We start from the raw sequence: 23,375 nt of genomic DNA, 5'->3' as shown, positions 1-23,375 counted from the left end.
ATTCAATTAAGGGTGTTGTGTTTTTGAATGTATTGGATGGCTGCGTCTTTTTCAAGTGGTTTTGCATACAAATACCCCTGTATCGTCTGGCAACCGTTGTCGAGTAAAAAGTCCTTTTGCGCCTCGCTTTCCACACCTTCGGCAATTAAATCGACTTTCAGTTCAGCAGCCAGATGGATAATGAGGCTGGCGATGCTCCCCGTGTCTTTCTCGGGGTAATCTTTAATAAATGTCCGATCGAGCTTGATGACATCAAATGGGATGCGCTTGAGATAACTGAGGGAGGAGTAGCCCATTCCGAAGTCGTCCAGTGCAATTTTAAAGCCTTTTTCCTTGAGGTAGTGAATGACTTCTACGGCTTCCGGAACGGCTGTTACAAGGAGACTTTCTGTCACTTCAAAAGTGATACAATCTGGGGCAACCGGATACTTCTCTAGCAGCTGGCCTAGGGTTTTGACCAATAAATTGAATTTCAGTTGCTCCACAGACAAGTTGATGGAGACGTCTATGGACGCGTCGATTTGGGAGAGTTCATAAGCGGTTTTAAACGCTTCTTCCAGGACAAAGGCGCCAATGGGAACAATCCATCTCGACTGTTCGGCGATGGGGATAAACGTCGACGGGTTAACGGCGTTACCTTCTAGAGACCATCTGAGCAACGCTTCGACACCTGTAACTTTTCCCGTGGTTACATCGACCTGCGGTTGGTACACGAGAGACAATTCTTCGCGTTCCAGAGCAAAACGAATATTTTTAAGCAACACGTATTCATTTTCGTGAAGGGTGTTGTGCGCTTGTATAAACTTTTGGATTTGGTTTTTCCCGGCGCTCTTTATTTGAATCAGTGCCGTGTTGGCGTTTTTAATCAGCTGTGCAAACGTGTTGCCGCTTTCAGGATATAGGGCGTAACCGACGCTAAAAGTAACGTAGATGCTTTCGCCATCTATGGTGTAGGGCTCTGAGAGCACGTGCTTTAACTGTTTTAAATACAATTCGGCATCTTTAGGCGAATCGATGTGACAGAACAGCGCAAACTCGTCGCCTTCTATACGGCCAATGACCCCGCGGTTTTTGGCAAAACTTTTAAAGCGTGTAGCGACCTGCATAATGACGCGGTTACACGCCTCCGTTCCGAGGACGCTGTTGAGCACTCGGAAATTGTCGAGGTTGAGTAGCACACAGACGTACTGCATCTCTTGCACCGTCTCCAGTAGCTTTTCAGCGCTGTCGTAGAAGAGTTCTCGATTGGGGAGCTGTGTCATACTATCGTAGTATTTGATGTAGTTGAGTTTCTTTTCCTTGAGTTTTGATTGAGTTAAATCCTTTACAATGCCCAAGTAGTAGACATTGGGCTCGAGAAGTTTTGTAATGTAAAACTGAAGCGGATACGGCGTTCCATCTGCACGCAACTGTTCGGACTCACCTTGTATCATTTTAGAGGCTTCCAAACGCTCTTTTTGGAATTTGGTTAAATAGACGCCGTTATCGTCGAGAATATCTTGGTTCAGTGTGACATCGAAACCGGTAATTTCGATATAGGTCTTGTTGACATAAATCAACTGGAAGTTCATGTTGGTAATAAAAAAGCCGCTGTCACTGCGTTCGAGTGTTTTGGTCAAAAGCTCCAGTTGCGTTTCCGTATCCTTTCGAAGATGTCGCTCGGCAAGTGCGCGCTCATGTGAAGCAATGAGGTTTTGGTTCATATTGACGAGTGCCTGCGCTAAGACGCCGATTTCATCGGCGCGACTGGCTAGGGATTCAGGTAGCGTCATGGGCGACAGGTAGTTGCTGTTGAGATTGATAATCCCCGTAATTTGTGTCAAGGGTCTGCTGATGGTATCCGAAAGTTTTAGCGCTACGAGGACGATTAGGGAAAATGTGACGATGAGTATGATAATGACCAAGAGAACGTAGTTGCGCAGCGGCTTAAAGATTTCGTCTCGGTCGACCTGAATCCCAATTGACCAACCGTTGTCCAGAGGCGCTTCTAATGTAAACACATCGTCAGGGGTATCGCTGAAGACTTCCGGCGTGTACAGTATTTCACCCGTTGCATCGCGCAAGTAGGCGAAGCCGTTGTTGCCAATTTGATAAGAATCAATGGTCTTTTTCAGCATATCGTAAGAGATGTCGGTGCCGACGACGGCGATGAGTTCGTCTTTGTAGTAGAGTGCTTTTGTGATAGAGACGAAGCGCATGGTCTTGCCGTTGTCCATGGTCCAGTCGTAAGGGCGGGTCCAGTAGAGCTGACGACTTTCTACAGCGCCAAACCACCAGCTCTTGTCGTCTACAGGGGTAGGTCCGCTCGTGTAATAGTCTGCGGGTAGCGGCTTTTGGCGCTTGACAATACTGTCGCCTGTTTCATCTGCAAAAAAGACGTCGTGAGGGCTTCCTGTAAGTGCGTGGTTGAAGAATATGTAGGCCGTCATGCTCTGGTAGTGGTTTTGCGCTTCGCGTTTTACAACGGGAGTGAGAGCCCGCACAATCTCTTCGAGGTAAGCGTCGTCGTCAACGGCGTCAAAATCCACAAGTTGTGTGACCTCGTTTTCGAGGACGCGAACCACTTTCTTCGCTTCAAATAAGTTGCTGTCAAATCGGTACTTAATGCCCAAAAGCGTCTGTTCCATTTTTTCCGTGGTTTCGTTTTCCAGTGCGCTGTGACCGATGTGTAACATGACTGCCCCGAATACGATAATCATAATTAGGGCGATTGGAACCAAGAAGAAGACTATTTTAGATTTTATGTGTTTGAGTGTGAACCGTTTCATTTTGAATGCCCCCATAGTAAAGAATCTTGTATTAGTTGTTACCCGAAACCTCCTGAAAAATGCGAAAATTTCTTAATGATTTCTAAATGTTAAAAAATGTTTCGCAAAAGTTAAAAACGGATATGAATGATAAAAATAATGATTTAGGAGAAGACGGAGGGGTGAACATATGAGAACAATAGCGTCGCGCTTTATAGCGGCAATGGTTTTGGTGGCACTTGTGGTCATTGGCATTATGGGGGGCGTCAGTTACATCAGTGTGCGCAAGATGTTGTTGAGTCAGGCAGAAGACAATCTGAAAAACATCGTCAATGAAAATGCCGGGGAGATAGAAACTTCAATTACAGAAATGCGCGTGATTGCCGATCAACTGGAAAACCTCGTAGTGACCAATATAGACTTGAGAAATGTTCGAAACAACCCAAGTGCAATGGGCGTTTTTAAAGATGAGATCGAAGAGACCTTTTCGGGGGCTTTGACGACATTTGACGCACAGAGCGGTTGGTTTATTTTTGACGATGGCACGCTAACGACGCCGGGGATTTTGTCGTTTACCAGACGTTCTAAAGGCGATTACAACCGGGAAGCCGATTACAATGTAAGAGCCGACGGCTATGCGGAAGACGCTTGGTATAAGGGCGCTGTCGAAAACGGCTACAACTGGTCCTCCCCTTACTATTGGGAACCTTGGGATGCCAACATCATTTCCTACAGCCAAGGGGTAACCATTGGCGGAGAAGTGATTGGCGTCGTGGGGACGGACTTCTTTTACGACGCACTGGGGAAACGGCTCAGTGAGATAAGCGTCTACAAGACGGGCTATGTGACACTTATGTCGGAAGGGTTCGATTTTATTTACCACCCGACGGCACAGGGGGAGAATTTGAAGACCCTCGACGAGGGGGCGTTAAGCTCATTGGCCGACCGGATTCAAGGTGGTGAAGCTCTCGGCGTATTGACTTACGAGATGGGGGGCGAAGATAAACTCGTCGCCTATAAACGACTTAGCAACGGGTGGTATATTACGGCCAATCCCAAAATGCGCGAAATCTATGCAGACCTCAATCGGCTGACCGCAATCTATTTGTTAATTGGCGTCATAGGCATCGCCATCGCCGTAGGGATTGCCGTCTTTATGGGGAGACAACTTGGTCGCTCCGTTACGCATTTCAAGCAAGCGTTTGAAAAGGGGGCAGGCGGTGACTTGACCGTTCGCGTTGAAATGGAATCCAAAGACGAGTTCGGCGTTATGAGTGAAGAACTCAACGGGTTCATTGGACGCATTCACCAAGTGATTGAAGACATTAACGGCGTCTTGGTTGCGGCGACAAACAACAACAACGCTGTGTACAAGAGCGTCGACACGATTATTAGAGGTAAAGACAGTATCCACGCAAGTGAAGTGGCACATCCGGTGGATACTGGGATGATTAAGATGAGTGACAACTTAACCCGCGTTTTAGACAATGTCAAAAATCAAGCGGCGGGAACAGAAGAGTCGCTTGCCGGGCTACAGGAGATTTTGGCGAGCAGTAAGGAATCTTACGACAAGACGAAAGAAACGCTTGCATATTCTGAAGAAACTTCTGAACACGCCAGTGAGAGCGGTCGCGACGTGGATCTTATGAATCAAAATATGGTGAACATCAATGAACACGTCGCCGAAGCAAATGTTCAAGTTAAAAAGTTAACCGAGTTGTCACAGGATATCGGCGGCATTTTATTGACAATTAACGAAATTTCTGAGAAGACCAATCTTTTGGCCTTGAACGCGGCGATTGAAGCCGCACGTGCAGGTGAGGCCGGCAGGGGGTTTGCAGTTGTCGCCGAGGAAATCCGAAAGCTGGCTGAGCAAACCAGTGCGGAAACAGACAAAATCACGTCTATTGTCGAAAATATTCAAAATGAAGTGCGCGTGGTAGAAGGTGCCAATCATCAAGTGACAGAGAGCGTCGCTATAGGCATCGCAACTTCAGAAAAAGTGAAAAACAGCATCTTTACCATTCTCGATCAGATTAAAAACACACTCACTCATGTGAAGGGACTTGAAAGCGCCTCGCATGAACAGATGATTGCCTCTGAAGAGATTACCAGAGCTGTAAGCGATATTGCTGAAAACGCTATTGATATAGAGTCCTTGGTATTTGAGAGTACAGAATCTTTTGATACAATTGTCAACGCGCTTTCCAGCAGTCAGGAGACAGTTGAAGAACTCAATGCGCAGGTTCAAAAAATAACAGAGGAAATCAAGTTCTTTAAATTATAATCATAGGAGCGGTTGATATGCAGAGCAGAAAGTATCAATTTAAGTGGGAACTGATTGGCGACGTCGAGATGGGGCGTCCCAATCTCGGCCATATGGCCAGTGTGGAAATGTTGCGTCTCTTTCAGTTTACATTAAAGGATGTGATGGAAAAGAGCTTTGGAACTGAAAAGGTAGAAGCGCTTTTTACAGAGGCCGGTTATCTAGCAGGTAAGGCGTTTTACGAACACTATTTTCAAGGTATGACGTCTACAGAAACCTTTTTTGACCGCTGTCGACGGCTATTAATCGATCTCGGCATCGGGTACATGAATCTCGAATCACAATCGGAAGATGCTGAAGAACTGTTAATCAGCATTGATGAAGACCTCGAGTGCTCGGGCTTGCCGGTGATGGATTACGAGATGTGTCAGTACACAGAAGGGGTTTTGTCGGGGGTCTTTGAAGCCTATAAAGGCGTACCGCACCACGTCGAGGAAATCGATTGCTGGTGCACGGGCGATCGGACCTGTCGATTTAAAATTACAAAAGTTACAGACGTGTAAGTGACGAGGAGGCCTCTGAAGCCTCCTCGTTTTTACATTTAACCGCGAAAAAAGAACTTTAGAAAACCAATAGCCACTAGAATGACGCCTATAAGACGGTGGAAGACGAGATAGGCTTCACTGGGTTCGCTGTCAGCGAACTTCCAACCGATTTCTAAAAACCACATCGCCTTTGGCGCAAGTAGAAAAAGAAAACCGAAGAGCAGCAAGAAAAAAGTCATATCAACCTCTCATTTCTGTAAATTAAGTCTGTTTAAAATTAACAAAGAAGTGAAAAAAGATGATGAAGATAAATGGTTAAATCCCTTATATTGTATATAAATATTAAATGAAAGTCAAAAGATTCTCTTATTTAGGGAAAAAAACTGATGATTTTGCTATTTTCTATAGAACTAAATGAACAAAAGTATTTATAAAGAACAAAAGATTGCTAAATAATTATCAAAGTATTACACTACCTTCAGACGATATAGATTCATCCAATACGAGGAGGAGAAATTAATGAAAAAACACCTTTGTCTATTAATGACAATGATGCTTGTCGTGGGGCTTTTTGCCGGTTGCGGTGCAAAAGAAGACGAAGCTTCAAAAGCTATTTATACAGCGGGTACTTACGAAGGTAAGGGACAAGGCCATTCAGGTACAATGGTGGTCAATGTAACCGTTACTGAGACAGAAATTGAGTCAATTGAAATCGTTGAATTTAGTGATTCAGAATTTGCAGTTGACCCAGCTGACCAGTTGGTTAAAAAAATTATTGAAGCCAACAGCGGCGACGTCGATGGTGTAGCCGGTGCTTCTCAAACATCAAAAGGTATCTTAGAAGCGGTTAACGACGCGCTTTCAAAGGCGCTTATCGACGGTGCGGCATCAACAGAAACACCAGTAGACGAACCGTCAGAAGAACCGGGAGAGACAACGCTTGAAGATATAGACACAGACGTTGTGGTTATCGGTGCAGGTGGTGCCGGTTTAACCGCTGCTATTGAAGCGAAAAATGGTGGCGCAGAAGTTGTCGTTATCGAAAAAATGCCATTAATTGGTGGTAATACAAAGTATGCAACAGGCGGTCTTAACGCTGCTGAGACAGCTGTTCAGAAAGAAAAAGGCATTGAAGATTCTATTGACCTATTCATCAGCGATACGATGAAAGGTGGCGGAGACCTCAACAACCCTGAACTCGTTGACGTTTTAGCCAACAACTCAGCTGAAACAGTTGAATGGCTCGTTTCTATCGGCGCAGACCTTTCTGATGTCGGTCGAATGGGTGGTGCAAGTGCAGACAGAACGCACAGACCGACAGGCGGTGCTGCAGTGGGTAACCACTTAGTTGAAGTGTTAAACGCAAAAGCATCTGAAATGGGCATTGAAGTTCTTTTAGGTCATGAAGCCATCGAATTAATCGGCGATGAAAGCGCTGTAACCGGCGTTAAAGTTAAAACAGAAGCCGGTGAGTTCACAATAAATGCAAAAGCGGTAATCGTTGCAACAGGCGGATTTGGCGCTGATAACGACAGAGTAGCTTCTTTCAAAGAAGACTTAAAAGGCTATGGAACAACCAACCATCCCGGCGCGACAGGTGATGTCGTCGACTTTGCTAAGAATTTAAACGTCTCTTATGTAGACATGGAGCAAATTCAAACGCATCCAACCGTAATGCCGTCTAACAACTACATGATTACCGAAGCGGTAAGAGGTAACGGGGCGATTCTCGTCAACAGAGAAGGTCAACGTTTTGTCAACGAACTGGAGACGCGTGCAAATGTTTCTAATGCAGAGCTCGCACAAACGGGTGCCAGCGCATTCTTAGTGTTCGACCAATCGGTAAGAGAAAGTCTAAAAGCTATTGAAAAATACCACAGCAAAGGGTTCCTTTTAGAAGCAGAGACGCCAGAAGCTTTAGCTGAGCTCATCTCTGTTGACCCAGCGGCTTTAAAAGCGACAATCGACACGTACAACGGTTACGTTGAAGCCGGTGAAGACGCAGACTTTGCAAGACAAGATCTCAAGACGACATTAGCAGTTGGCCCTTACTATGCTGTAGAAGTGGCACCGGCTGTTCACCATACAATGGGTGGTCTTGAAATTACAACAGACGCTGAAGTACTAAACGCATCTGGTGAGGTCATCAAAGGCCTTTATGCTGCCGGTGAAGTAACAGGTGGCATTCACGGCAACAACCGTCTCGGCGGTAACGCACTTTCAGACATTACAACTTTTGGCCGCATCGCCGGTACTAAAGCTGCAGAAGCGGCAAAATAAAAAAAGTGTTTATCATAATCTGATTTCTTCATAATAACACCCAGGGAAAGAGAAGTTGTAATGACTTCTCTTTTTCATCTGTGTTAAAATAGAAAAAAGAAGGTTCTAAAGCCGTTTGCCCACTAGTGAGTAAGCGGCGAGAAAAAATTGTGGAGGCGCGACCATGCGCATGCAAACAAAGATTGCGGTAACGCTCGTCGGCATGATTTCGGCAATTACCCTTGTTCTATCCGTTTTGATGTACACCCAGTGGTTTGATTCCATACAGAAGCAAGTGGCACTGGATGCCAAAGACCAAGCGGTGATTATTGCCGAGCAACAAATTATTAAGGATGCAATGGCGGAAGAGAACGGCTACCTCACGGTAAACAAAGCTGTTGAAGCCATTCAACTGAAAACAGGCATTCAGTACCTGTACATCGTCAGCCGAGACGGGCGCTATTACGCGCATCCCATACCTGAAAAACTGAATACGTCCTATAGAGACGGCGACACAAAGAAAAACCCCCTAGTGGAAGAAGGGGGTTATTACGATACTTTAGAAGGCGATGCCATGGTGGAAGCCTATATGCCGATATACACCGACGGCGTCAAGAGCGGTGTGGTGATTATCGGCATCTACAACGGTCGAATTCTTCAGACCATTCGCGGACACGCGTTTAGGCTTCTGTTTGTATCGGTGACTGTACTTATTTTAGGCATTGCTATGGCATATGTGCTGTCAAAGAATATTAAAAAGGCTATGTATGGTCTCGAACCGCAAGCCATTGCATTGCTCCTCAACCAACAGGAGACCATCCTCGAACAGATTGGGGAAGGCCTTCTCGCCACCGATCAAAACAGCAAGGTGGTCATGGTGAACGAAAACGCTAAAAAGTTGTTGCGTCTCCAGCGTTTAGCACTGGGAGATTTAATGCGGCACATGCCCTTTTACAAGCATTTTGAACTGAGGTACTACAGGGAGAAAATGCCGGAAATCAAGGGGGAATGGCGCATGGAAGGCGGTAAGATTTTATCCATTCACATGATTGGTCTCAGTGCACTGAGCAATCAATCGGGCTTTCTCTTTAAAATTGAAGACATGAGTCTCGTCAGGGCCCGTGCGGAAGAACTGACCAATATGAAACAGTTGACCCAAGCTTTGAGAGCTCAAAATCACGAGTTTATGAACAAGCTCCACACCGTTTCCGGACTGATACAGCTGGAGGCGTACGACGATGCGCTGGGGTACATCGAGTCGATTACCAAATCCCGAAAGGAGATGGTTGAATCGTTAAACAAGCGCATCAAAGTCTCAGTGCTCTCAGGGCTGATACTGGCGAAGTATTCCAAAGCTTTAGAGCGGCATATCGAGGTGGTATTAGATGAAGACGCTGTGGTAACAGAACTCCCGGCACAAGTAGACGAGGCGGATGTCACCAGCGTACTGGGCAATCTCATCGACAACGCCATCGAGGCGATGCAAGGGGAAAGTGGCAAAATCGTTTTGGATTTTTACCACGACGAGGTGGCTTTTTATATGAGTGTTTCCGATACGGGGCCGGGGATGCCAGAAGCGGTTATGGCCCATTGCTTTGAAAAGGGTCTGAGTACTAAAGGTCAGGATCGCGGGTACGGGTTGTTTATTGTGAAGGAAATTGTCGACGTCTGCGGCGGCGACATTGAAATGCGAAACGAAGAGGGGCTCGTCGTGCAAGTTAAATTGCCGATGCGTTAGAAAGGGGGCAACATGAGAGTTTTAATTGTCGAAGACGACCCGATGGTGCGCAGTATCAACGCCGGATTTTTGCGGAAAGTCGATCCCCATTTTGATATTCGGGAAGCGGCGACAATCGACCAGGCAAAAGGGTGTATTGAAAAAAATAAAATCGACTTGGTTCTATTGGACGTCTACCTCGGTGAGGAAAGTGGCCCGGACCTTTTGAAATGGATTAGAGGCGAGGGCCTCGACATGGACGTGGTTTTGATTACGGCGGACAACAGTGCGCAAACGGTGGAGACCGTGTTTAGACTCGGGGCAGTGGATTACTTAATCAAACCGTTTAATTACGACCGCTTTAAAGAGGCGATTGTCAATGCGTTGAGCCGTCGGCAAATTAAAGAGGATCATTACGTCAGTCAAGCGCAGTTGGACGACATCATCCGCGCCGGCGTCAAGCGGGAGGTGCGGTTTGAAAAAGGGGTCAATCAGAGTACCTATGAGCGCGTTCGAACGGCAATAGCGGCTTCAGATGAACCGCTTACGGCACAAGAAATCAGCGCGCGCACAGACCTTGCTCGGGTGACGGTTAGACGGTACCTTGAGCACATGTTGGAGGAGGGCTTGGTCACGGAGACTTTTCAATACGGCAAAGTCGGGAGACCTCAGAAAGCGTACTGTTGGATAAAGGAGAAGGCGAGAGATGTCAAAAAATAGTTTGAAGTGGCGTCTGGGACTATTGGCAATCGTCGTGGGCTTCCTCTTTGCGGCATTTTGGCTCTACGAGCCCGATGATTCGGCGGAAGTCGTGGTTATCGGCGCAGGGGCCAGCGGTATGAGTGCCGCACTGGAAGCCAGTCAAATGGGGCGCGAAGTCGTTTTGCTCGAAAAAATGCCCTACGTCGGCGGCAATACGTTTCGCGCGACGGGCGGTATGAACGGCGCTGAAACGGAAGCACAGGCGGCACAGGGCATCGAGGATTCTATCGAGGCCTTTATAGAAGAGACCTTGGCGTCGGGGCACGAGGAAAACAACCGCGTGCTCGTGAACCTACTGGCCTACGAGAGTGCCGAAGCGATTCAGTGGCTTGCATCAAAGGGGGCTGATCTCAGTGATGTGGGGCTTTTGGCGGGACACGGGGCGTCGAGAACGCACCGACCCTCCGGTGGCAAGCCCGTTGGGGCTGAAATTGTGAGGACTCTCAGAGAAGAAATAGAAAAAAGTCCTGTAGACTTGCGCGTTGAGCATAAAGCGGTTAAAATATTAACGAACTCTAGTGGCGCAGTCGTCGGTGTCGATGTCGTCGATAAGTCCGGTAAACAGTACACCATCGATTGTAAAAGTGTGGTGATTGCCACCGGTGGCTTCGGGGGGAGCCCGGAGACGTTTGTGTACTACAATCAAAAGCTCAAAGGGTATGAGACCACCAATACGCCGGGGGCCACAGGTGATTTTGTGACACTGGTGCAAGGGCTCGACGTGCAGCTGAAGGATATGGCCTATATTCAGACGCATCCGACGATTTCCAAGGATTACGGCGTGTTGATAACAGAGGCGATTAGAGGCAATGGCGGTATTTTAGTCAACAATCAGGGCGAGCGTTTTGCCGATGAACTGAAGAATCGGGATTTTCTCAGTGAAGATTTGTTGGCTCAGAAGGACCGAGAAGTTTATCTTATTTTTAACGAAGAAATACGGAAGTCGCTTAAAGCCAGTGACGATTACATCGATATGGACATTGTGCAAAAAGCAAACGACTTAGAGGCTTTGGCCACCCTCATACGCGTTCCAAGCGACGCTTTGTTGGAGACTGTATCGCGGTACAACGCATTTGTCGCCAAAGGTGAAGACGCGGATTTCGGCCGTCAATCTCTGGACAAACCGTTGGACAAGGGCCCTTTTTACGTCGTCTCAGTGATCCCCGGCGTGCATTATTGCATGGGAGGCATCGTCATAGACGCCGAAGCACGTGTCATGGATTCTAAAAATCAACCCATATCGGGATTGTACGCTTCAGGTGAAGCGACGACAGGGGTTCATGGGAAAAATCGTTTAGGGGGCAATTCATTGCTCGACGCGGTGGTCTTTGGCAGGATTGCTGGTACGAGTGCAGGAGAATTAGAATAGGCGCCTATGGGGAGAACAAGCAGTACGCGCACTGAGGCGCAAAAAGAGACGGAGGTACTATGGAAAAACAACTATATCCTTACATCGTCAAAAGAAAGTCGACACGGCGCTACATGGGTACCCCTTTAGAAAAGGAGATGCTCAATAAGGTAGAGGCCTTTGTCCAAACGCTGACCCCCTTGCTGGCAGAGTGTGCCGTGACGTTTAAAATTGTGAGCGGAGACGCTGTAAAGGGTGCTATCGGCATCAAGGCGCCGCATTATATCCTCGTGGGTGCAGAAGAAGTGAGCGGCCATTTGATGAATGTCGGCTTCCTATTGCAGCAGCTGGATTTATTCTTTGCTGCCGAAGGCATCGGTGGGTGCTGGGTGGGAATGGCCAAGCCGATGAAAGAAGTCAAGCAAATGCTCGACTTGCCTTTTGTCATCGCCTACGCGTTTGGCGAGCCCACAGGGGCCCTGTATCAAACGGCAGAGGGCCGCAGCCGAAAGGCGTATGAAGCCATACAAGACGGGAATCTGTACAAGCCGTTAATCGAAGCGGCGCGTTTGGCGCCGTCTGCCACCAATGCACAGCCCTGGTATTTCGTGACGAAACCCGACGGCATCGACGTGTACCGCATTAAAAACAACCCCATTAAAGGTTTTTTTCTCGACCGAATGAATCAAATTGACATCGGCATTGCCCTGTGTCACATTTGGGTTGCCGCTCAGTTCGAAGGGCGCGCTTGCCGATTCTTTTTAAGGCATGTCAAGGAAGTTGAGGCCATTCAGGGGCATTATTACATGATGAGCGCTGAAATCGGTTAAAGGGTATGATTGCCGGTTGAACGCTTGTGGTCTAAATTAAAAATGCAGGCTCTAAGTAGTGAATGAACCGCTCCCGATAAGTTAGACTTAAAATCTAGCCTATTCGGGAGGGCACTACAAAAGAGCCTGCGTTTTTTGTTTACAAATTAGCGGACGATGGTCATTCTGCTGACTTGCAGGTGGTTTTCAAAATCACCCATATAGAAGACTCGGTTTTTAAATGTGCCGATGTAGTCTTTTCCGAGCATGTCGAAGATATTTGAGCGGATGGAGAACTCCGGCAACTTGCCGACGATTTTTTCGCCGTCAAATAAAAAGCTGGTCTGTACCGGCGCGGCGTAATCGCCGTCAGACGTGAAGTCGCCGCCTGAACTGATGACGACGAGAACAGCCGGTTCGCCGTTTAACGCGGCCTTTAAGTCCTCTGAATCCGGTCGTATAAAGAGGTATTGAGGCGCGAGTGTCGGCAGGTCGTCGTAACCGCCCCCAGCTGCACCAGTGTGCGGCAAATCGTATTTGTGCGCGATTTTCTTGTCGGTGTAGACGTTTTTCAGGACGCCGTTTTCAATCAGTGGGTAAGCGTCGTTCTCAACAACAGTGCCCTCAGTGTCGAAAAAGGGTTCGTTAAATAAGAGCGGGTCGCGCGATTGTTCCACGGTCACGCGCTCGTCAAAGAGCTTTTCACCGATTTTACCGGAGAAGAGGGAACTGCCGAGAGCGTAGCGCTCGCCGTTGAGAGAGCGGTTTAAGAAAATCTGTGCCACACCTGGGGCGAGGTGAATCACCGGCATCTCCTCTTTGTCAGGCAGTGGTACTTCGTTGCTGTAAGCGTCCAGCAGTTCGCGGTTAAACGCCCAAAAAGCGTCCGGATCAAAGCGATGCCCTGAGTTCAAGAGAAAGCCGTCAAAGAGGTTGGCGGATTTTTTGTCCTTGAGCAAGAAGCCGAGTTCATAAGTCGTGGTTTCAAAAGCGAGGTCGAGCCCTTCGGAGTTGGTCAATTGAACGCGAGAGGTCTTGTGCAAGGCCGTTTCGCTAAAGTCAAAAGCGGGGTACTCTGTTCGAAGTGTCTCGAGGATTTCCGTTGTATGATTGAGAAGTTCACTTGCTGTTGTGGTGTTTTCGCAGTAGCTGCGGTGGTCTTTTACCCCTGCGCTTAACGCATAAGGGTAAGGGAGTCGCGTTTTTAAATTGTCCTCGGCCTGTTTTAAAAGCACGGCGTCGTCGACGTCGCCTATGGCACCTGAGATGCCGATTAAGCCGTCCTTGTAGACGCGAACGCCCTTCTTAGTGATGTTTTTATTGCGGATGGCTTCGACGCGGGTATTGCGCACTTTAATCGCCATTTCTTGTGTCGTTTGCGTTAGAAATTCTTTTTTCATCTGTGCCCCCTATTGTACGTTTAGTTTTTTAACACGTGTGTAAGGACCGCCAAAGCCTACGGGAAGTGGCCACTGTTCCATTTTGCCACAGCCGCCGCCGACAAAGCTGTGCAGCATAAATTCTTCGCTGACCGCATCGACTTCGCCGAGGGTTTCAAAGACGTTCCCTGTTACAACAGATACTTTTACCGGATTTTTAATTTCACCGTCGATAATTTCGTAGGCTCTTGATGGCGCTATGGTAAACGTCGACATCCCCGAACCGTGGTTGATGGTGTCGATGTAGATGCCGTAGTCGATTTCTGCGACGATGTCCTTCAGTGGGCGCGTGCCTTTTTCAATGTAGGTCGTGGTCATTCTGACAATGGGTTCGAACTCGAAGTTCATGGCTCGGGCGTTGCCGGTAAGGCCTTCTTCGAGGACGGCGCTCGTCGCCGTTGAGTGGAGGCGACCGGTGAGTTTGCCGTCAGTAATAATGTAATTTTTGCGTCCTTTGGTGCCCTCGTCATCGTAAGGCACATACCCGTTGCCGAGGACGGTGCCGTCGTCGATAATGCTCAAAATATCCGCACCGACTTTTTTGCCAAGGGCCCACTCGCGCTTCATGGTTTCATCGCCTACCATAAAATCGGACTCGCTCTTGTGACCGAAGCTCTCATGTGTAAAAACCCCTGCGGCCTCAGGACTCATCAGCACCGGATAGACCCCGGGCTTCACCGGCTTTGCGTTCTTCACAAAGTCGATGCACTTTAGAATTTCCCCTTGGACATCCGAGGCGAGGCCTTTTAAGTCGTCGAAGAAAATACCGGCACGTGAGAGGCCCATCTGTTCTTTGTTGCCCCCTGACGCCATGTCGAGACCGATGCGAAAACCGCACGTCTGCTTGTCAAACGTAATGTCCGATCCCTTTGAAGTGTAAAGGGTCTTCTTGATTTTGGTGTCTACGTAGTAGGACTTGTGGTTCAGAATCGTCTCGTCGCCAATGGCCTCAATGTAACTTTTTAAAAGTGCCGTTTTGTCTTCTGACGAAACTTTGGCGACACTTTTGTCTTCGTATTGAATGCATACCTCTTGATGGACTTCGAACGCTTTGACAATGGGGTGGTTTAAAATGTCGGCATTTGGCGCTGCCATCTGTGCCAACGCATCGATTTCCGCCTGAATGGCGTCGAGGTCGGTCAAAGCGGCATAATACCACTTGGTGCCGTCGAAAACGCGAATAAAGGCGCCTTTATTTTGTCGAATCTTCTCTTCTTCAAGTTCCAAATTCTTAAATGAAATTTTTGTCGTAGCTGTTTCTTCAATGCGCACATCGGTGTACAGCCCTTCGGGGAAATTGTACATAAATGCCTCCTTTTAAATTAAGTTGCCTCTATTGTACCACAGCTTTTCAGTGAAAACGTTAAAAGTCCATTAGAATTTTTAAATTATTTGATAATCATCTACCATGTAGATGCAAATCGAATTTACTTGGCGTTCATATTCAGTTCACAATTGGCGTTTATAATTACTTCGTACACGAAACTTCGTAAGCGAAATAATTATAGGAGGTGAAGCCATGATAGGTTTAGAGAGAAGCTATGAAGTGATGAAGCGCATAAAACGCATACACAGTGCGTTTCAAACCGTTATACAGGAAGAACTGAAAGAGACGAAGTTGACAGCGCCACAGGGCATGATGGTCGGCATCATCTCCAAACACGGGCCCCAACGCATAACAGAACTCAGCGATAAAATGGGTTTGTCCAACAGCACCGTGTCGGCAATTGTCAATCGACTGGAACGCGACGGCGTCGTCGGCAGACAAAAGAGTCCGGAGGACGGGCGCGTGGTACTCGTCGCCATAGACGAGACCTTTAAAAAGAATTCTAAATGCATCTTTGAGAAAATAGAAATGAAGTGGATCGAGCGCATAAAGGACTCGGACCCAGACGATGTGGAAAAAGTCATCGAGGGGCTGGCGATACTGGAAGCAATGCTCGTAGGAGGTGAACATGACCAAACTGATTAGATTTTTAAAGCCCTTTGTCTTTTATTTAATAGTTGCGGTCGTCCTTTTGTACGGCCAGGCAATGGCCGATCTCGCACTGCCGGATTACATGTCCAAAATCGTCAACACGGGCATCCAGCAAAGCGGGTATGAATCCGCGGTACTGGACGTATTGAAAGCAGAGGACTACGCCGTATTCAGACAAGTGGCGGGCGACAGGGCATCGGCACTGGACGCCTATGAAAAAGACGGCGACTACTACGTACTCGGCGGCATCGATGCGGAGCAAAAAACCGAACTGGAAGCCGTCACCGTAGACTTTCTCATCGCATCCGCCAAGCAAATGGGCCTGCCCATTGAAACCGAAGGCCTAACAGACGACATGCGCACCCAAGTGGCTATCGGCATGGTAAAAGGCTATAACGAAAGCCTCGGTGAAGACGTCGAAGGGCAACAGATGCGCTATATATTGAAAGTGGGCGGACAGATGATTTTAATCGCCCTCGTCGGGGCGGTGGCCTCTATTGCCGTCGGCCTTATTGCGGCGAGAGTCGCTTCAGGCGTCGGTCGCAACCTGAGACAAGCTGTCTTTGAAAAAGTGGCACAGTTCTCAAGCTTTGAAATGGACCACTTCTCATCGGCATCCCTTATTACGCGTACCACCAACGACATCACGCAGATTCAGACCCTACTCGTCATGATGATTCGCATGCTGTTCTATGCGCCGATAATCGGCGTTGGCGGCGCCATTAGAGCCCTGGACAAAAGTCCCTCGATGTCGTGGATTATCGCACTGGCAGTTATCGTCCTCATGGGGGTCATCGCCGTGGTCTTTGTCATTGCATTGCCGAAATTTAAAGCGGTACAGCGCCTTGTGGACCGACTCAACGGCGTCGTGCGGGAGCAACTCAGCGGTATGATGGTCGTCAGAGCATTCAATACCCAAGGGTACGAAAGCAACCGTTTTGACAAAGCCAACAGCGATTTGACCAAGACAAACCTGTTCGTCAACCGCGTTATGGTGGTGCTCTTTCCGCTGATGATGTTGATTATGAACGGCGTTACCTTGCTGATTATTTGGGTGGGGGCGCACCAAATCGAAGCCTCGGCGCTACAAGTCGGCGATATGATGGCATTTATGCAGTACGCTCTTCAGATTATCTTTGCGTTCTTAATGATGTCTATGATGTTTATTATGGTACCGAGAGCGTCGGTCTCTGCGTTGCGTGTGGCAGAAGTCCTCGATCGCGAGGTACTTATCAAAGACCCTGAAAAACCCGTTCAGCCTAAGGCAGACGGCGTGGGCAAAGTGGTATTTGACAACGTAACCTTTAAGTATCCGGGAGCAGAAGAACCGGTGTTGAAAGCGCTTTCGTTTACCTGTGAACCGGGCCAGATGACGGCGATTATCGGGTCGACAGGTGCCGGTAAATCCACGCTGTTGAACCTCGTGCCGAGGTTTTACGATGTCACAGACGGCGCCATTACCATCGACGGCGTCGATGTCAGAGCGATGACACAGCACGATCTCAGAACGTTGATTGGCTACGTGCCTCAAAAGTCGGTGTTGTTTAGCGGCACCATAGAGAGCAACCTCACCTTTGGCGGCGCCACTGTTGAGCCGGCGGCCATGAACACGGCCATCGACATCGCACAGGCACGTGAAATCGTCGAAGAAAAGGAAGAAAAGCTTGCGGCGCCAATTGCACAAGGCGGCGGCAACGTCTCCGGTGGCCAGAAGCAACGGCTTTCTATTGCACGGGCACTGGCCAAACAGCCGAAAATTCTGGTACTTGACGACAGTTTCTCGGCACTGGACTTTAAAACCGATGCGCGCTTGAGGGCGCAGCTGCTTGAAAAAGCAGGTGATACGACGCTCTTGTTGGTCGCTCAACGGGTATCGACCATTCGAAATGCCGATCAGATTTTGGTGCTCGACGAAGGTCGACTTGTAGGTCGCGGGACACACGATGAGTTGATTGAAACGTGTGAGCCGTATAGAGAAATTGCAGTGTCACAATTAGGAGAGGAGGCGATCTGATGAGTGAAAAGAAACAAAACCGCAATCACGGTCCGGGCGGCATGCGACTCACCGGCGCCAAACCAAAGGATTTCAAAGCGTCAATGGGACGCCTGCTCACTTATTTGAAACCCTATCGCATGAAAATGATCGCCGTTTTGGTCTTTGCATCGGTCAGTGCCGGCTTCGGTATCTTCGGGCCAAAACTGCTCGGTAAAGCGACGACGCGTATCTTTGAAGGCGTTATGCAGAAGTTTGTCGACACGAGTGCCAGCATTGATTTCAGTTATGTGGGCGGCATATTGCTGACGCTGGTGGGCCTTTACGGTCTCAGTGCTCTGTTTGCCTATATTCAAGGGTATATCATGTCTGGTGTCTCCATGGACGTAAGTTACAATTTGCGTCGTGAGATAGAAGAGAAAATGCACCGGATGCCGTTTAAGTATTTTGATGAAAACACCCACGGCGAAGTGTTGTCGCGTATGACCAACGATGTGGACTCAGTCAGCCAAACCCTCAATCAGAGTTTGTCGCAGATGATTACATCGTTTACCACTGTCGTCGGCGTGTTGGTGATGATGATTAGCATCAGCGGCTGGATGACGTTGGTGGCGCTGGCGATTATCCCGGTGTCGATGATTGTGGTCTCGGTGATTGTGAAGCAATCCCAAAAGTACTTTAAACGTCAGCAAAAGTACCTCGGCCACGTCAATGGCCATGTGGAGGAAATGTTCGGCGGTCACCGAGTGGTCAAGGCGTTTAACGGTGAAGAGAAGAGCATTGGAACGTTTAAAGGTCTCAACGATGATTTGTACAAGACGTCGTGGAAGGCACAGTTTTTGTCTTCTATTATGATGCCGGTCATCAACATCGTCGGGAATCTCGGCTATGTGGCGGTCTGTGTGCTCGGCGGTACCCTCGCGGCACGTCAGGCGATTGAAGTCGGCGATATTCAGGCGTTTATACAGTATGTCCGCAATTTCACCCAGCCGATTTCGCAGCTGGCCAATATTTCAAACATTCTTCAGCAAACAGTGGCTTCAGCTGAGCGCGTATTTGAGTTTTTAGACGAGTCAGAAGAAGTGAAGGAGCGCGAAGATGCGTTGACTTTCGAAGATGTGAAGGGCGCTGTGAGGTTTGAATCCGTATCGTTTGGCTACAATCCGGAGCAAACGGTCATCAACGATTTTAATCTCGATGTTCATCCGGGGCAACGGGTGGCCATTGTCGGTCCAACTGGTGCAGGAAAGACGACGCTCGTCAAATTGCTCATGCGCTTTTACGATGTGTCAAAGGGGCGCATTACGATTGACGGCACGGAAATTACAGCGGTGTCGCGTCACGACTTGAGAAGCCAGTTTGGCATGGTGCTACAGGATACGTGGCTCTACAATGCCTCTATTATGGAAAACATTCGTTACGGCAGGCTGGACGCCACAGATGAAGAGGTTATTGAAGCGGCGAAGGCGGCACATGTGGACGGGTTTGTGCACATGCTTCCAAGGGGCTATGACATGGAAATCAACGAAGAGGCAAACAACCTTTCTCAGGGGCAAAAACAGTTGATTACGATTGCGAGGGCTATTTTGGCCAATCCGAAGCTGTTGATTTTAGATGAGGCGACGAGTTCGGTCGATACGCGAACTGAGGTGCAGATTCAAAATGCAATGCTTCGGTTGATGAAGGATAAGACGAGCTTTATTATTGCACATCGTCTGTCCACAATTCAAGACGCCGATACGATTCTCGTGCTCAATCACGGTGATATTGTGGAACAGGGCACGCATGAAGAGCTTCTTGCGCGCAAAGGGTTCTACGCAGATCTCTACAACGCTTAGAGGGACGGTTCTTTTGTGCCGAAATCCTATATATTTTTCCAAAAATAGAAAAAGGCATCCGATTTTTAGTCGGATGCCTTTTGTATGTTTTCTACAAATCTTCAATCTGCCAATCAATAGGGGCAATACCGTGAGTGGCAAAAAAATCGTTCGCTTTGCTGAAGGGCTTGCTGCCAAAGAATCCTCTGTAAGCAGAAAGCGGGCTCGGATGCGGTGCCTTGAGAACGAGATGTTTGGGGTTGTTGAGCATCTTTTGTTTGTTCTGCGCAGGGCGCCCCCATAAGAAGATGACAATTGGTCGGTCTTGAGCGTTAATGGCCTCTATGACGGCGTCGGTAAACGTTTCCCAGCCCATTCCCTTGTGAGAGTTGGCTTCGTGCGCGCGAACAGTCAGGACTGTATTGAGCAACAACACACCCTCGTCTGCCCACTTCTTCAAGTAGCCGTGATGAGGCGGTTCAATACCGAGATCCTCCTTAAGTTCTTTGTAGATGTTCTGTAGAGATGGCGGAATCTGTTGCCCAGGTAAAACAGAAAAACTTAAACCGTGTGCTTGATTGACATTGTGATAAGGGTCTTGTCCCAACAGGAGCACTTTTACTTTGCTCAGTGGCGTATAATGCAAGGCATTAAAAATGTCGTACATTCCCGGAAAAATGGTGCGTGTTTTGTATTCATTTAATAAGAACTGACGCAACGATTGGTAATAAGGTTTATCAAATTCTTGTGCCAAAGCATCGTCCCAATCGTTTTTAAGAATTTTAGACATTGTGGCCTCCAAATGTTTTATTTTAAATAGTTTATCACAGTGTGAAGTCGGGTTCAATAGCATCCAACCAATTGAAAAATCGACAAAGTGGTGCTTTGACTAGGTTTACATAAATGGAATAAATTATAGGATTCTGGCACAAAAGAACCGTCCCCTAAAAAACTGTTGACATTTCAAATGATAAATATTATCATATGAGAGAAGTTATCAATTGGCTTTAAAGAGGAAGGAAACACTTTAAATGAACGTTATGGACAAACTATTGGCATTTCACTGTGCGCCGACACTATTTGGGCTCAAGCCTGCAAACTTAATTTCTCATTCAGTAAAAGAAGACTTTGAGCACATGCCCGATGCAGACGAAGCGATTCAAAAGCTCAATGCACGAGGCATCTATATCGAGCGCCTATGCGGTTGTGAGCGCAAGCTGCTGACACTTGTCTACCAAAAGGACATGCTGATAGCGCACCTTAACCGCCCCGAAATATGGGGATTTCTAGTGACACAAGGGTATCCGATGAATGAAGGACTCGACGAGATTTTGCGCCACCTTAAAAAACGCGTGGCCCAAACAGGTGGCTTTCCGCATGAAATCGGCGTTTTCCTTGGGTACCCCCTCGAAGACGTCGTGGGCTTTATCAAGCATAGAGGGCAAAACTGCAAACTCTGTGGTTATTGGAAAGTCTATGGCGACGCAGAAAAAGCCAAATCGCTTTTTGATCAATTTAACCAGTGCAGGGACCGGCTGCTGTGCGCCCTCTCAGATGGCCACAGCATAGAAGCGTGCGTTTCTGTCGCATAGGACAACAGGAAAGGGGAATTCAAAATGGAAAAAATAGCAGTCGTTTATTGGAGTGGCACAGGCAACACAGAAGCCATGGCAAACGCAATCGCAGACGGCATCAAAACAGCAGGTGGCGAAGTCGAAGTCTTTCCGGTATCGGAGATAGATGCAAACGCAGCAAGCGCCTACAGCAAACTGTGCCTCGGTTGCTCTTCAATGGGTGCTGAAGTACTAGAAGAAGTCGAGTTCGAACCATTCTTTACAGACCTCGAAAAGAACCTATCCGGCAAAAAAGTCGCACTGTTCGGCTCTTACGGCTGGGGCGACGGCCAGTGGATGAGAGACTGGCAAGAACGCACCGAACAAACCGGCGCCAACCTCTTTGAAGAAGGGTTAATGGTTAACGAAACCCCGGATGCTGAAGGCGTCTCACTTTGTGAAGAATTTGGTAAACGCTTTCAAGCGTATTAAGGTGATAGAACCTTAGATGGCCGAAGACACCCGCGCTAACCCGTGTGGTGGCCGGCGAACAATACAGCGTATTATCGCACAAACAACAAAAGCCATGCGCAGCCGCGCATGGCTTTTCATCGTGAAAGCACTTGTACAAACGTCGAGCCCTTACTTAATCAACGTGTAAATCTCCGACACCGGTCGCCGTGCAGGAGAACGCCCTTCAGAAGCCGGGAGTCCCAGCGGCGTCACCGCCATGAGCTCGTAGCCCTCTTTTTCAAAAGGGATCAGCGCCTCAATAGCCAGAGAAGCAAAGCATGGCCCCGTCATCCAGCAAGTGCCGTACCCGAGATTGGCAGCGGCGAGCATAAAGTTCTCGAGAGAAGCCGCCACATTTTGTAGCCCGGAATTCATGCGTTCGACGCGTTCCGCTTGAGCTTCCATACCGATGGATTTCAGCAGACCCACCTCGCTTTTGGGGTAGGGGCCTACATAGGCGGCCACGAGAATCGGCGCCGACCGGAAAATCGTGTAGTACTTCAGAAACTTAGTCATCTCTTGGGTCTTAGACACATCCCCGACCTTTTCGACGATGTCGTCGTGAACCCCTTCAATCGCTTGGGCGATAGATTCAATCAACGCCTTGTCTTTGATGACAACGTAGTGCCAGTTTTGACGATTTTTGCCCGAAGGGGCATAAGACGCGGCTTTCAGCATCTCTTCAATGTCCATCATTGGCACATCACAGGCCTTAAACTGACGCACACTGTGTCGTTTGTAAATAAAATCTAATGAAGACGACATGGCAACCTCCTAAGTTTGATTTGTCGTCTTCATTGTACAGGCTTTTCCTCGAAAGAACAAGCTAAAATACAGGGACTACAGCGCCTTCATAGTGTTCCAAAATGTACGCTTTAACCTTTTCGCTCTGAAGCGCCTTAATCAAAGCCTGAATCGCCGGATCTTCCAGTTTCTCAGGGAGCACCGTCACAATGTTGGCGTAAGGCGAATCGTCGCCTTCGAGAACAAGGGCGTCCTCCAGTGGGTTTAAACCGGCCTCGAGTGCGTAATTGGTGTTGATAACAGCGGCGTCCACATCTTCAAGCGTCCGAGGAAGCTGTGCGGCGTCAATGGGTTCGAACACAAACTTGCGTGGGTTCTCTAGAACATCTTCAGGTGTGGATTCGAGTTTTTCAGGGTCTTTCAGAGTAATCAGCCCTTCGTTGTGGAGCAGCAAGAGCGCGCGGCCTTCATTGGTTGGATCGTTTGGAATGCTAATGGTGGCGCCGTCTTTCAAATCGGAAAGCGCCTCAGTAGAAGCCGAGTAGACGCCCAGCGGTTCCACGTGGATGGCACCTGCCGAAACGAGTTCGAGACCGTGCTCATCGGCAAAGCTGTTCATGTACGGTACGTGCTGAAAGAAGTTGGCGTCGATTTCGCCTTCGCCGAGAGTGAGGTTGGGTGTCACGTAATCGGTAAACTCCACCACCTCGAGTTCAATGCCTTCAGCAGCGAGGTCGTCTTTAATCAGTGCCAACAGTTCTGCATGCGGCAACGGCGTCGCGCCCACCTTTAAAGTCGTCTCCTCAGCTGTTTCTTTGCCGCAGCCGATTAAAACCCCGGCGAGTACAATCAAAACAAAACCCAAACTTAAAATCTTCTTCATGT

The 23,375-nt window shown here is 48.3% G+C and carries 19 protein-coding genes; 12 read left to right on the top strand and 7 right to left on the bottom strand.

The features are described from left to right. Positions 1 to 2: 2 nt before the first annotated feature. Positions 3 to 2,768: a bifunctional diguanylate cyclase/phosphodiesterase gene (locus ACR6HW_RS07785; RefSeq protein WP_455730586.1), complete on the bottom strand. Its 2,766-nt coding sequence runs from the start codon at positions 2,766 to 2,768 to the stop codon at positions 3 to 5. 169 nt (positions 2,769 to 2,937) lie between these two features. On the opposite strand from ACR6HW_RS07785, the gene ACR6HW_RS07780 reads away from it, so the two are divergent. Both ACR6HW_RS07780 and ACR6HW_RS07775 read left to right on the top strand, forming a co-directional pair. Next, entirely contained in the window at positions 2,938 to 5,034 is a 2,097-nt protein-coding gene (locus ACR6HW_RS07780; protein ID WP_455730585.1) for a methyl-accepting chemotaxis protein, read from the top strand. Between the two features lie 17 nt (positions 5,035 to 5,051). Further along, on the top strand, positions 5,052 to 5,576 hold the full coding sequence (locus ACR6HW_RS07775) for a V4R domain-containing protein (RefSeq protein ID WP_455730584.1): 525 nt from the start codon (positions 5,052 to 5,054) through the stop codon (positions 5,574 to 5,576). A 38-nt stretch (positions 5,577 to 5,614) separates the two neighbouring features. Here the strand turns inward: ACR6HW_RS07775 and ACR6HW_RS07770 are convergent, their stop codons facing one another. Continuing rightward, positions 5,615 to 5,797 (bottom strand): DUF6199 family natural product biosynthesis protein, encoded by a 183-nt coding sequence (locus ACR6HW_RS07770; protein ID WP_455730583.1) that lies wholly within the window; start codon positions 5,795 to 5,797, stop codon positions 5,615 to 5,617. Between the two features lie 280 nt (positions 5,798 to 6,077). Between ACR6HW_RS07770 and ACR6HW_RS07765 the strand changes: the two genes are divergently transcribed. From ACR6HW_RS07765 to ACR6HW_RS07745, 5 genes are all read left to right on the top strand, one after another. After that, a complete protein-coding gene (locus ACR6HW_RS07765) occupies positions 6,078 to 7,838 on the top strand; it encodes a flavocytochrome c (RefSeq protein WP_455730582.1) in 1,761 nt (586 codons plus the stop codon). A 169-nt stretch (positions 7,839 to 8,007) separates the two neighbouring features. After that, positions 8,008 to 9,555 carry an ATP-binding protein gene (locus tag ACR6HW_RS07760; RefSeq protein ID WP_455730581.1) on the top strand — a complete coding sequence of 516 codons (1,548 nt, stop codon included), beginning with the start codon at positions 8,008 to 8,010 and terminating at the stop codon, positions 9,553 to 9,555. Between the two features lie 12 nt (positions 9,556 to 9,567). Next, positions 9,568 to 10,254: a response regulator gene (locus ACR6HW_RS07755; protein WP_455730580.1), complete on the top strand. Its 687-nt coding sequence runs from the start codon at positions 9,568 to 9,570 to the stop codon at positions 10,252 to 10,254. Beyond that, entirely contained in the window at positions 10,241 to 11,665 is a 1,425-nt protein-coding gene (locus tag ACR6HW_RS07750) for a flavocytochrome c (protein WP_455730579.1), read from the top strand. The genes ACR6HW_RS07755 and ACR6HW_RS07750 overlap by 14 nt, the downstream gene beginning before the upstream one ends. Before the next feature lie 59 nt (positions 11,666 to 11,724). Beyond that, complete coding sequence (locus tag ACR6HW_RS07745; RefSeq protein ID WP_455730578.1) at positions 11,725 to 12,474, top strand: nitroreductase family protein; 750 nt, start codon at positions 11,725 to 11,727, stop codon at positions 12,472 to 12,474. Positions 12,475 to 12,620: 146 nt separating this feature from the next. On the opposite strand, the gene ACR6HW_RS07740 is transcribed toward ACR6HW_RS07745, so the two are convergent. Together ACR6HW_RS07740 and ACR6HW_RS07735 are read right to left on the bottom strand one after the other, a co-directional pair. Next, on the bottom strand, positions 12,621 to 13,853 hold the full coding sequence (locus ACR6HW_RS07740) for a metallopeptidase TldD-related protein (RefSeq protein WP_455730577.1): 1,233 nt from the start codon (positions 13,851 to 13,853) through the stop codon (positions 12,621 to 12,623). Positions 13,854 to 13,862: 9 nt separating this feature from the next. Continuing rightward, complete coding sequence (locus ACR6HW_RS07735) at positions 13,863 to 15,197, bottom strand: TldD/PmbA family protein (protein ID WP_455730576.1); 1,335 nt, start codon at positions 15,195 to 15,197, stop codon at positions 13,863 to 13,865. 214 nt (positions 15,198 to 15,411) lie between these two features. On the opposite strand from ACR6HW_RS07735, the gene ACR6HW_RS07730 reads away from it, so the two are divergent. Genes ACR6HW_RS07730 through ACR6HW_RS07720 form a run of 3 tightly spaced genes read left to right on the top strand, consistent with a single transcriptional unit; the run spans position 15,412 to position 19,701 of the window. Beyond that, positions 15,412 to 15,864 (top strand): MarR family winged helix-turn-helix transcriptional regulator, encoded by a 453-nt coding sequence (locus ACR6HW_RS07730; RefSeq protein ID WP_455730575.1) that lies wholly within the window; start codon positions 15,412 to 15,414, stop codon positions 15,862 to 15,864. After that, a complete protein-coding gene (locus ACR6HW_RS07725; RefSeq protein ID WP_455730574.1) occupies positions 15,848 to 17,884 on the top strand; it encodes an ABC transporter ATP-binding protein in 2,037 nt (678 codons plus the stop codon). Before ACR6HW_RS07730 ends, ACR6HW_RS07725 begins: the two co-directional genes overlap by 17 nt. After that, positions 17,884 to 19,701 carry an ABC transporter ATP-binding protein gene (locus ACR6HW_RS07720; RefSeq protein WP_455730573.1) on the top strand — a complete coding sequence of 606 codons (1,818 nt, stop codon included), beginning with the start codon at positions 17,884 to 17,886 and terminating at the stop codon, positions 19,699 to 19,701. Before ACR6HW_RS07725 ends, ACR6HW_RS07720 begins: the two co-directional genes overlap by 1 nt. A 91-nt stretch (positions 19,702 to 19,792) precedes the next feature. On the opposite strand, the gene ACR6HW_RS07715 is transcribed toward ACR6HW_RS07720, so the two are convergent. Next, complete coding sequence (locus ACR6HW_RS07715; RefSeq protein ID WP_455730572.1) at positions 19,793 to 20,470, bottom strand: uracil-DNA glycosylase; 678 nt, start codon at positions 20,468 to 20,470, stop codon at positions 19,793 to 19,795. Between the two features lie 250 nt (positions 20,471 to 20,720). Here ACR6HW_RS07715 and ACR6HW_RS07710 point away from each other — a divergent pair, with 250 nt between their 5' ends. Next, entirely contained in the window at positions 20,721 to 21,272 is a 552-nt protein-coding gene (locus tag ACR6HW_RS07710) for a DUF3793 family protein (protein WP_455730571.1), read from the top strand. Positions 21,273 to 21,296: 24 nt separating this feature from the next. Then, positions 21,297 to 21,725 carry a flavodoxin gene (locus ACR6HW_RS07705; RefSeq protein WP_455730570.1) on the top strand — a complete coding sequence of 143 codons (429 nt, stop codon included), beginning with the start codon at positions 21,297 to 21,299 and terminating at the stop codon, positions 21,723 to 21,725. Positions 21,726 to 21,875: 150 nt separating this feature from the next. Here ACR6HW_RS07705 and ACR6HW_RS07700 read toward each other — a convergent pair whose 3' ends face one another. Together ACR6HW_RS07700 and ACR6HW_RS07695 are read right to left on the bottom strand one after the other, a co-directional pair. After that, on the bottom strand, positions 21,876 to 22,511 hold the full coding sequence (locus ACR6HW_RS07700; protein ID WP_455730569.1) for a nitroreductase family protein: 636 nt from the start codon (positions 22,509 to 22,511) through the stop codon (positions 21,876 to 21,878). A 61-nt stretch (positions 22,512 to 22,572) separates the two neighbouring features. After that, positions 22,573 to 23,373 carry a MetQ/NlpA family ABC transporter substrate-binding protein gene (locus ACR6HW_RS07695; protein ID WP_455730568.1) on the bottom strand — a complete coding sequence of 267 codons (801 nt, stop codon included), beginning with the start codon at positions 23,371 to 23,373 and terminating at the stop codon, positions 22,573 to 22,575. Positions 23,374 to 23,375: the final 2 nt, after the last annotated feature.

The organism is Fusibacter sp. JL298sf-3, assembly GCF_053842995.1.
Note: the sequence above shows the minus strand (reverse complement) of the source record. Positions and strands in the feature narration are given on the sequence as shown.

Coding starts and splice junctions, on each gene's coding strand:
- ACR6HW_RS07785 (WP_455730586.1), bottom strand. CDS start 2,768: ATGAAACGGTTCACACTCAAACACATAAAATCTAAAATAGTCTTCTTC.
- ACR6HW_RS07780 (WP_455730585.1), top strand. CDS start 2,938: ATGAGAACAATAGCGTCGCGCTTTATAGCGGCAATGGTTTTGGTGGCA.
- ACR6HW_RS07775 (WP_455730584.1), top strand. CDS start 5,052: ATGCAGAGCAGAAAGTATCAATTTAAGTGGGAACTGATTGGCGACGTC.
- ACR6HW_RS07770 (WP_455730583.1), bottom strand. CDS start 5,797: ATGACTTTTTTCTTGCTGCTCTTCGGTTTTCTTTTTCTACTTGCGCCA.
- ACR6HW_RS07765 (WP_455730582.1), top strand. CDS start 6,078: ATGAAAAAACACCTTTGTCTATTAATGACAATGATGCTTGTCGTGGGG.
- ACR6HW_RS07760 (WP_455730581.1), top strand. CDS start 8,008: ATGCAAACAAAGATTGCGGTAACGCTCGTCGGCATGATTTCGGCAATT.
- ACR6HW_RS07755 (WP_455730580.1), top strand. CDS start 9,568: ATGAGAGTTTTAATTGTCGAAGACGACCCGATGGTGCGCAGTATCAAC.
- ACR6HW_RS07750 (WP_455730579.1), top strand. CDS start 10,241: ATGTCAAAAAATAGTTTGAAGTGGCGTCTGGGACTATTGGCAATCGTC.
- ACR6HW_RS07745 (WP_455730578.1), top strand. CDS start 11,725: ATGGAAAAACAACTATATCCTTACATCGTCAAAAGAAAGTCGACACGG.
- ACR6HW_RS07740 (WP_455730577.1), bottom strand. CDS start 13,853: ATGAAAAAAGAATTTCTAACGCAAACGACACAAGAAATGGCGATTAAA.
- ACR6HW_RS07735 (WP_455730576.1), bottom strand. CDS start 15,197: ATGTACAATTTCCCCGAAGGGCTGTACACCGATGTGCGCATTGAAGAA.
- ACR6HW_RS07730 (WP_455730575.1), top strand. CDS start 15,412: ATGATAGGTTTAGAGAGAAGCTATGAAGTGATGAAGCGCATAAAACGC.
- ACR6HW_RS07725 (WP_455730574.1), top strand. CDS start 15,848: ATGACCAAACTGATTAGATTTTTAAAGCCCTTTGTCTTTTATTTAATA.
- ACR6HW_RS07720 (WP_455730573.1), top strand. CDS start 17,884: ATGAGTGAAAAGAAACAAAACCGCAATCACGGTCCGGGCGGCATGCGA.
- ACR6HW_RS07715 (WP_455730572.1), bottom strand. CDS start 20,470: ATGTCTAAAATTCTTAAAAACGATTGGGACGATGCTTTGGCACAAGAA.
- ACR6HW_RS07710 (WP_455730571.1), top strand. CDS start 20,721: ATGGACAAACTATTGGCATTTCACTGTGCGCCGACACTATTTGGGCTC.
- ACR6HW_RS07705 (WP_455730570.1), top strand. CDS start 21,297: ATGGAAAAAATAGCAGTCGTTTATTGGAGTGGCACAGGCAACACAGAA.
- ACR6HW_RS07700 (WP_455730569.1), bottom strand. CDS start 22,511: ATGTCGTCTTCATTAGATTTTATTTACAAACGACACAGTGTGCGTCAG.
- ACR6HW_RS07695 (WP_455730568.1), bottom strand. CDS start 23,373: ATGAAGAAGATTTTAAGTTTGGGTTTTGTTTTGATTGTACTCGCCGGG.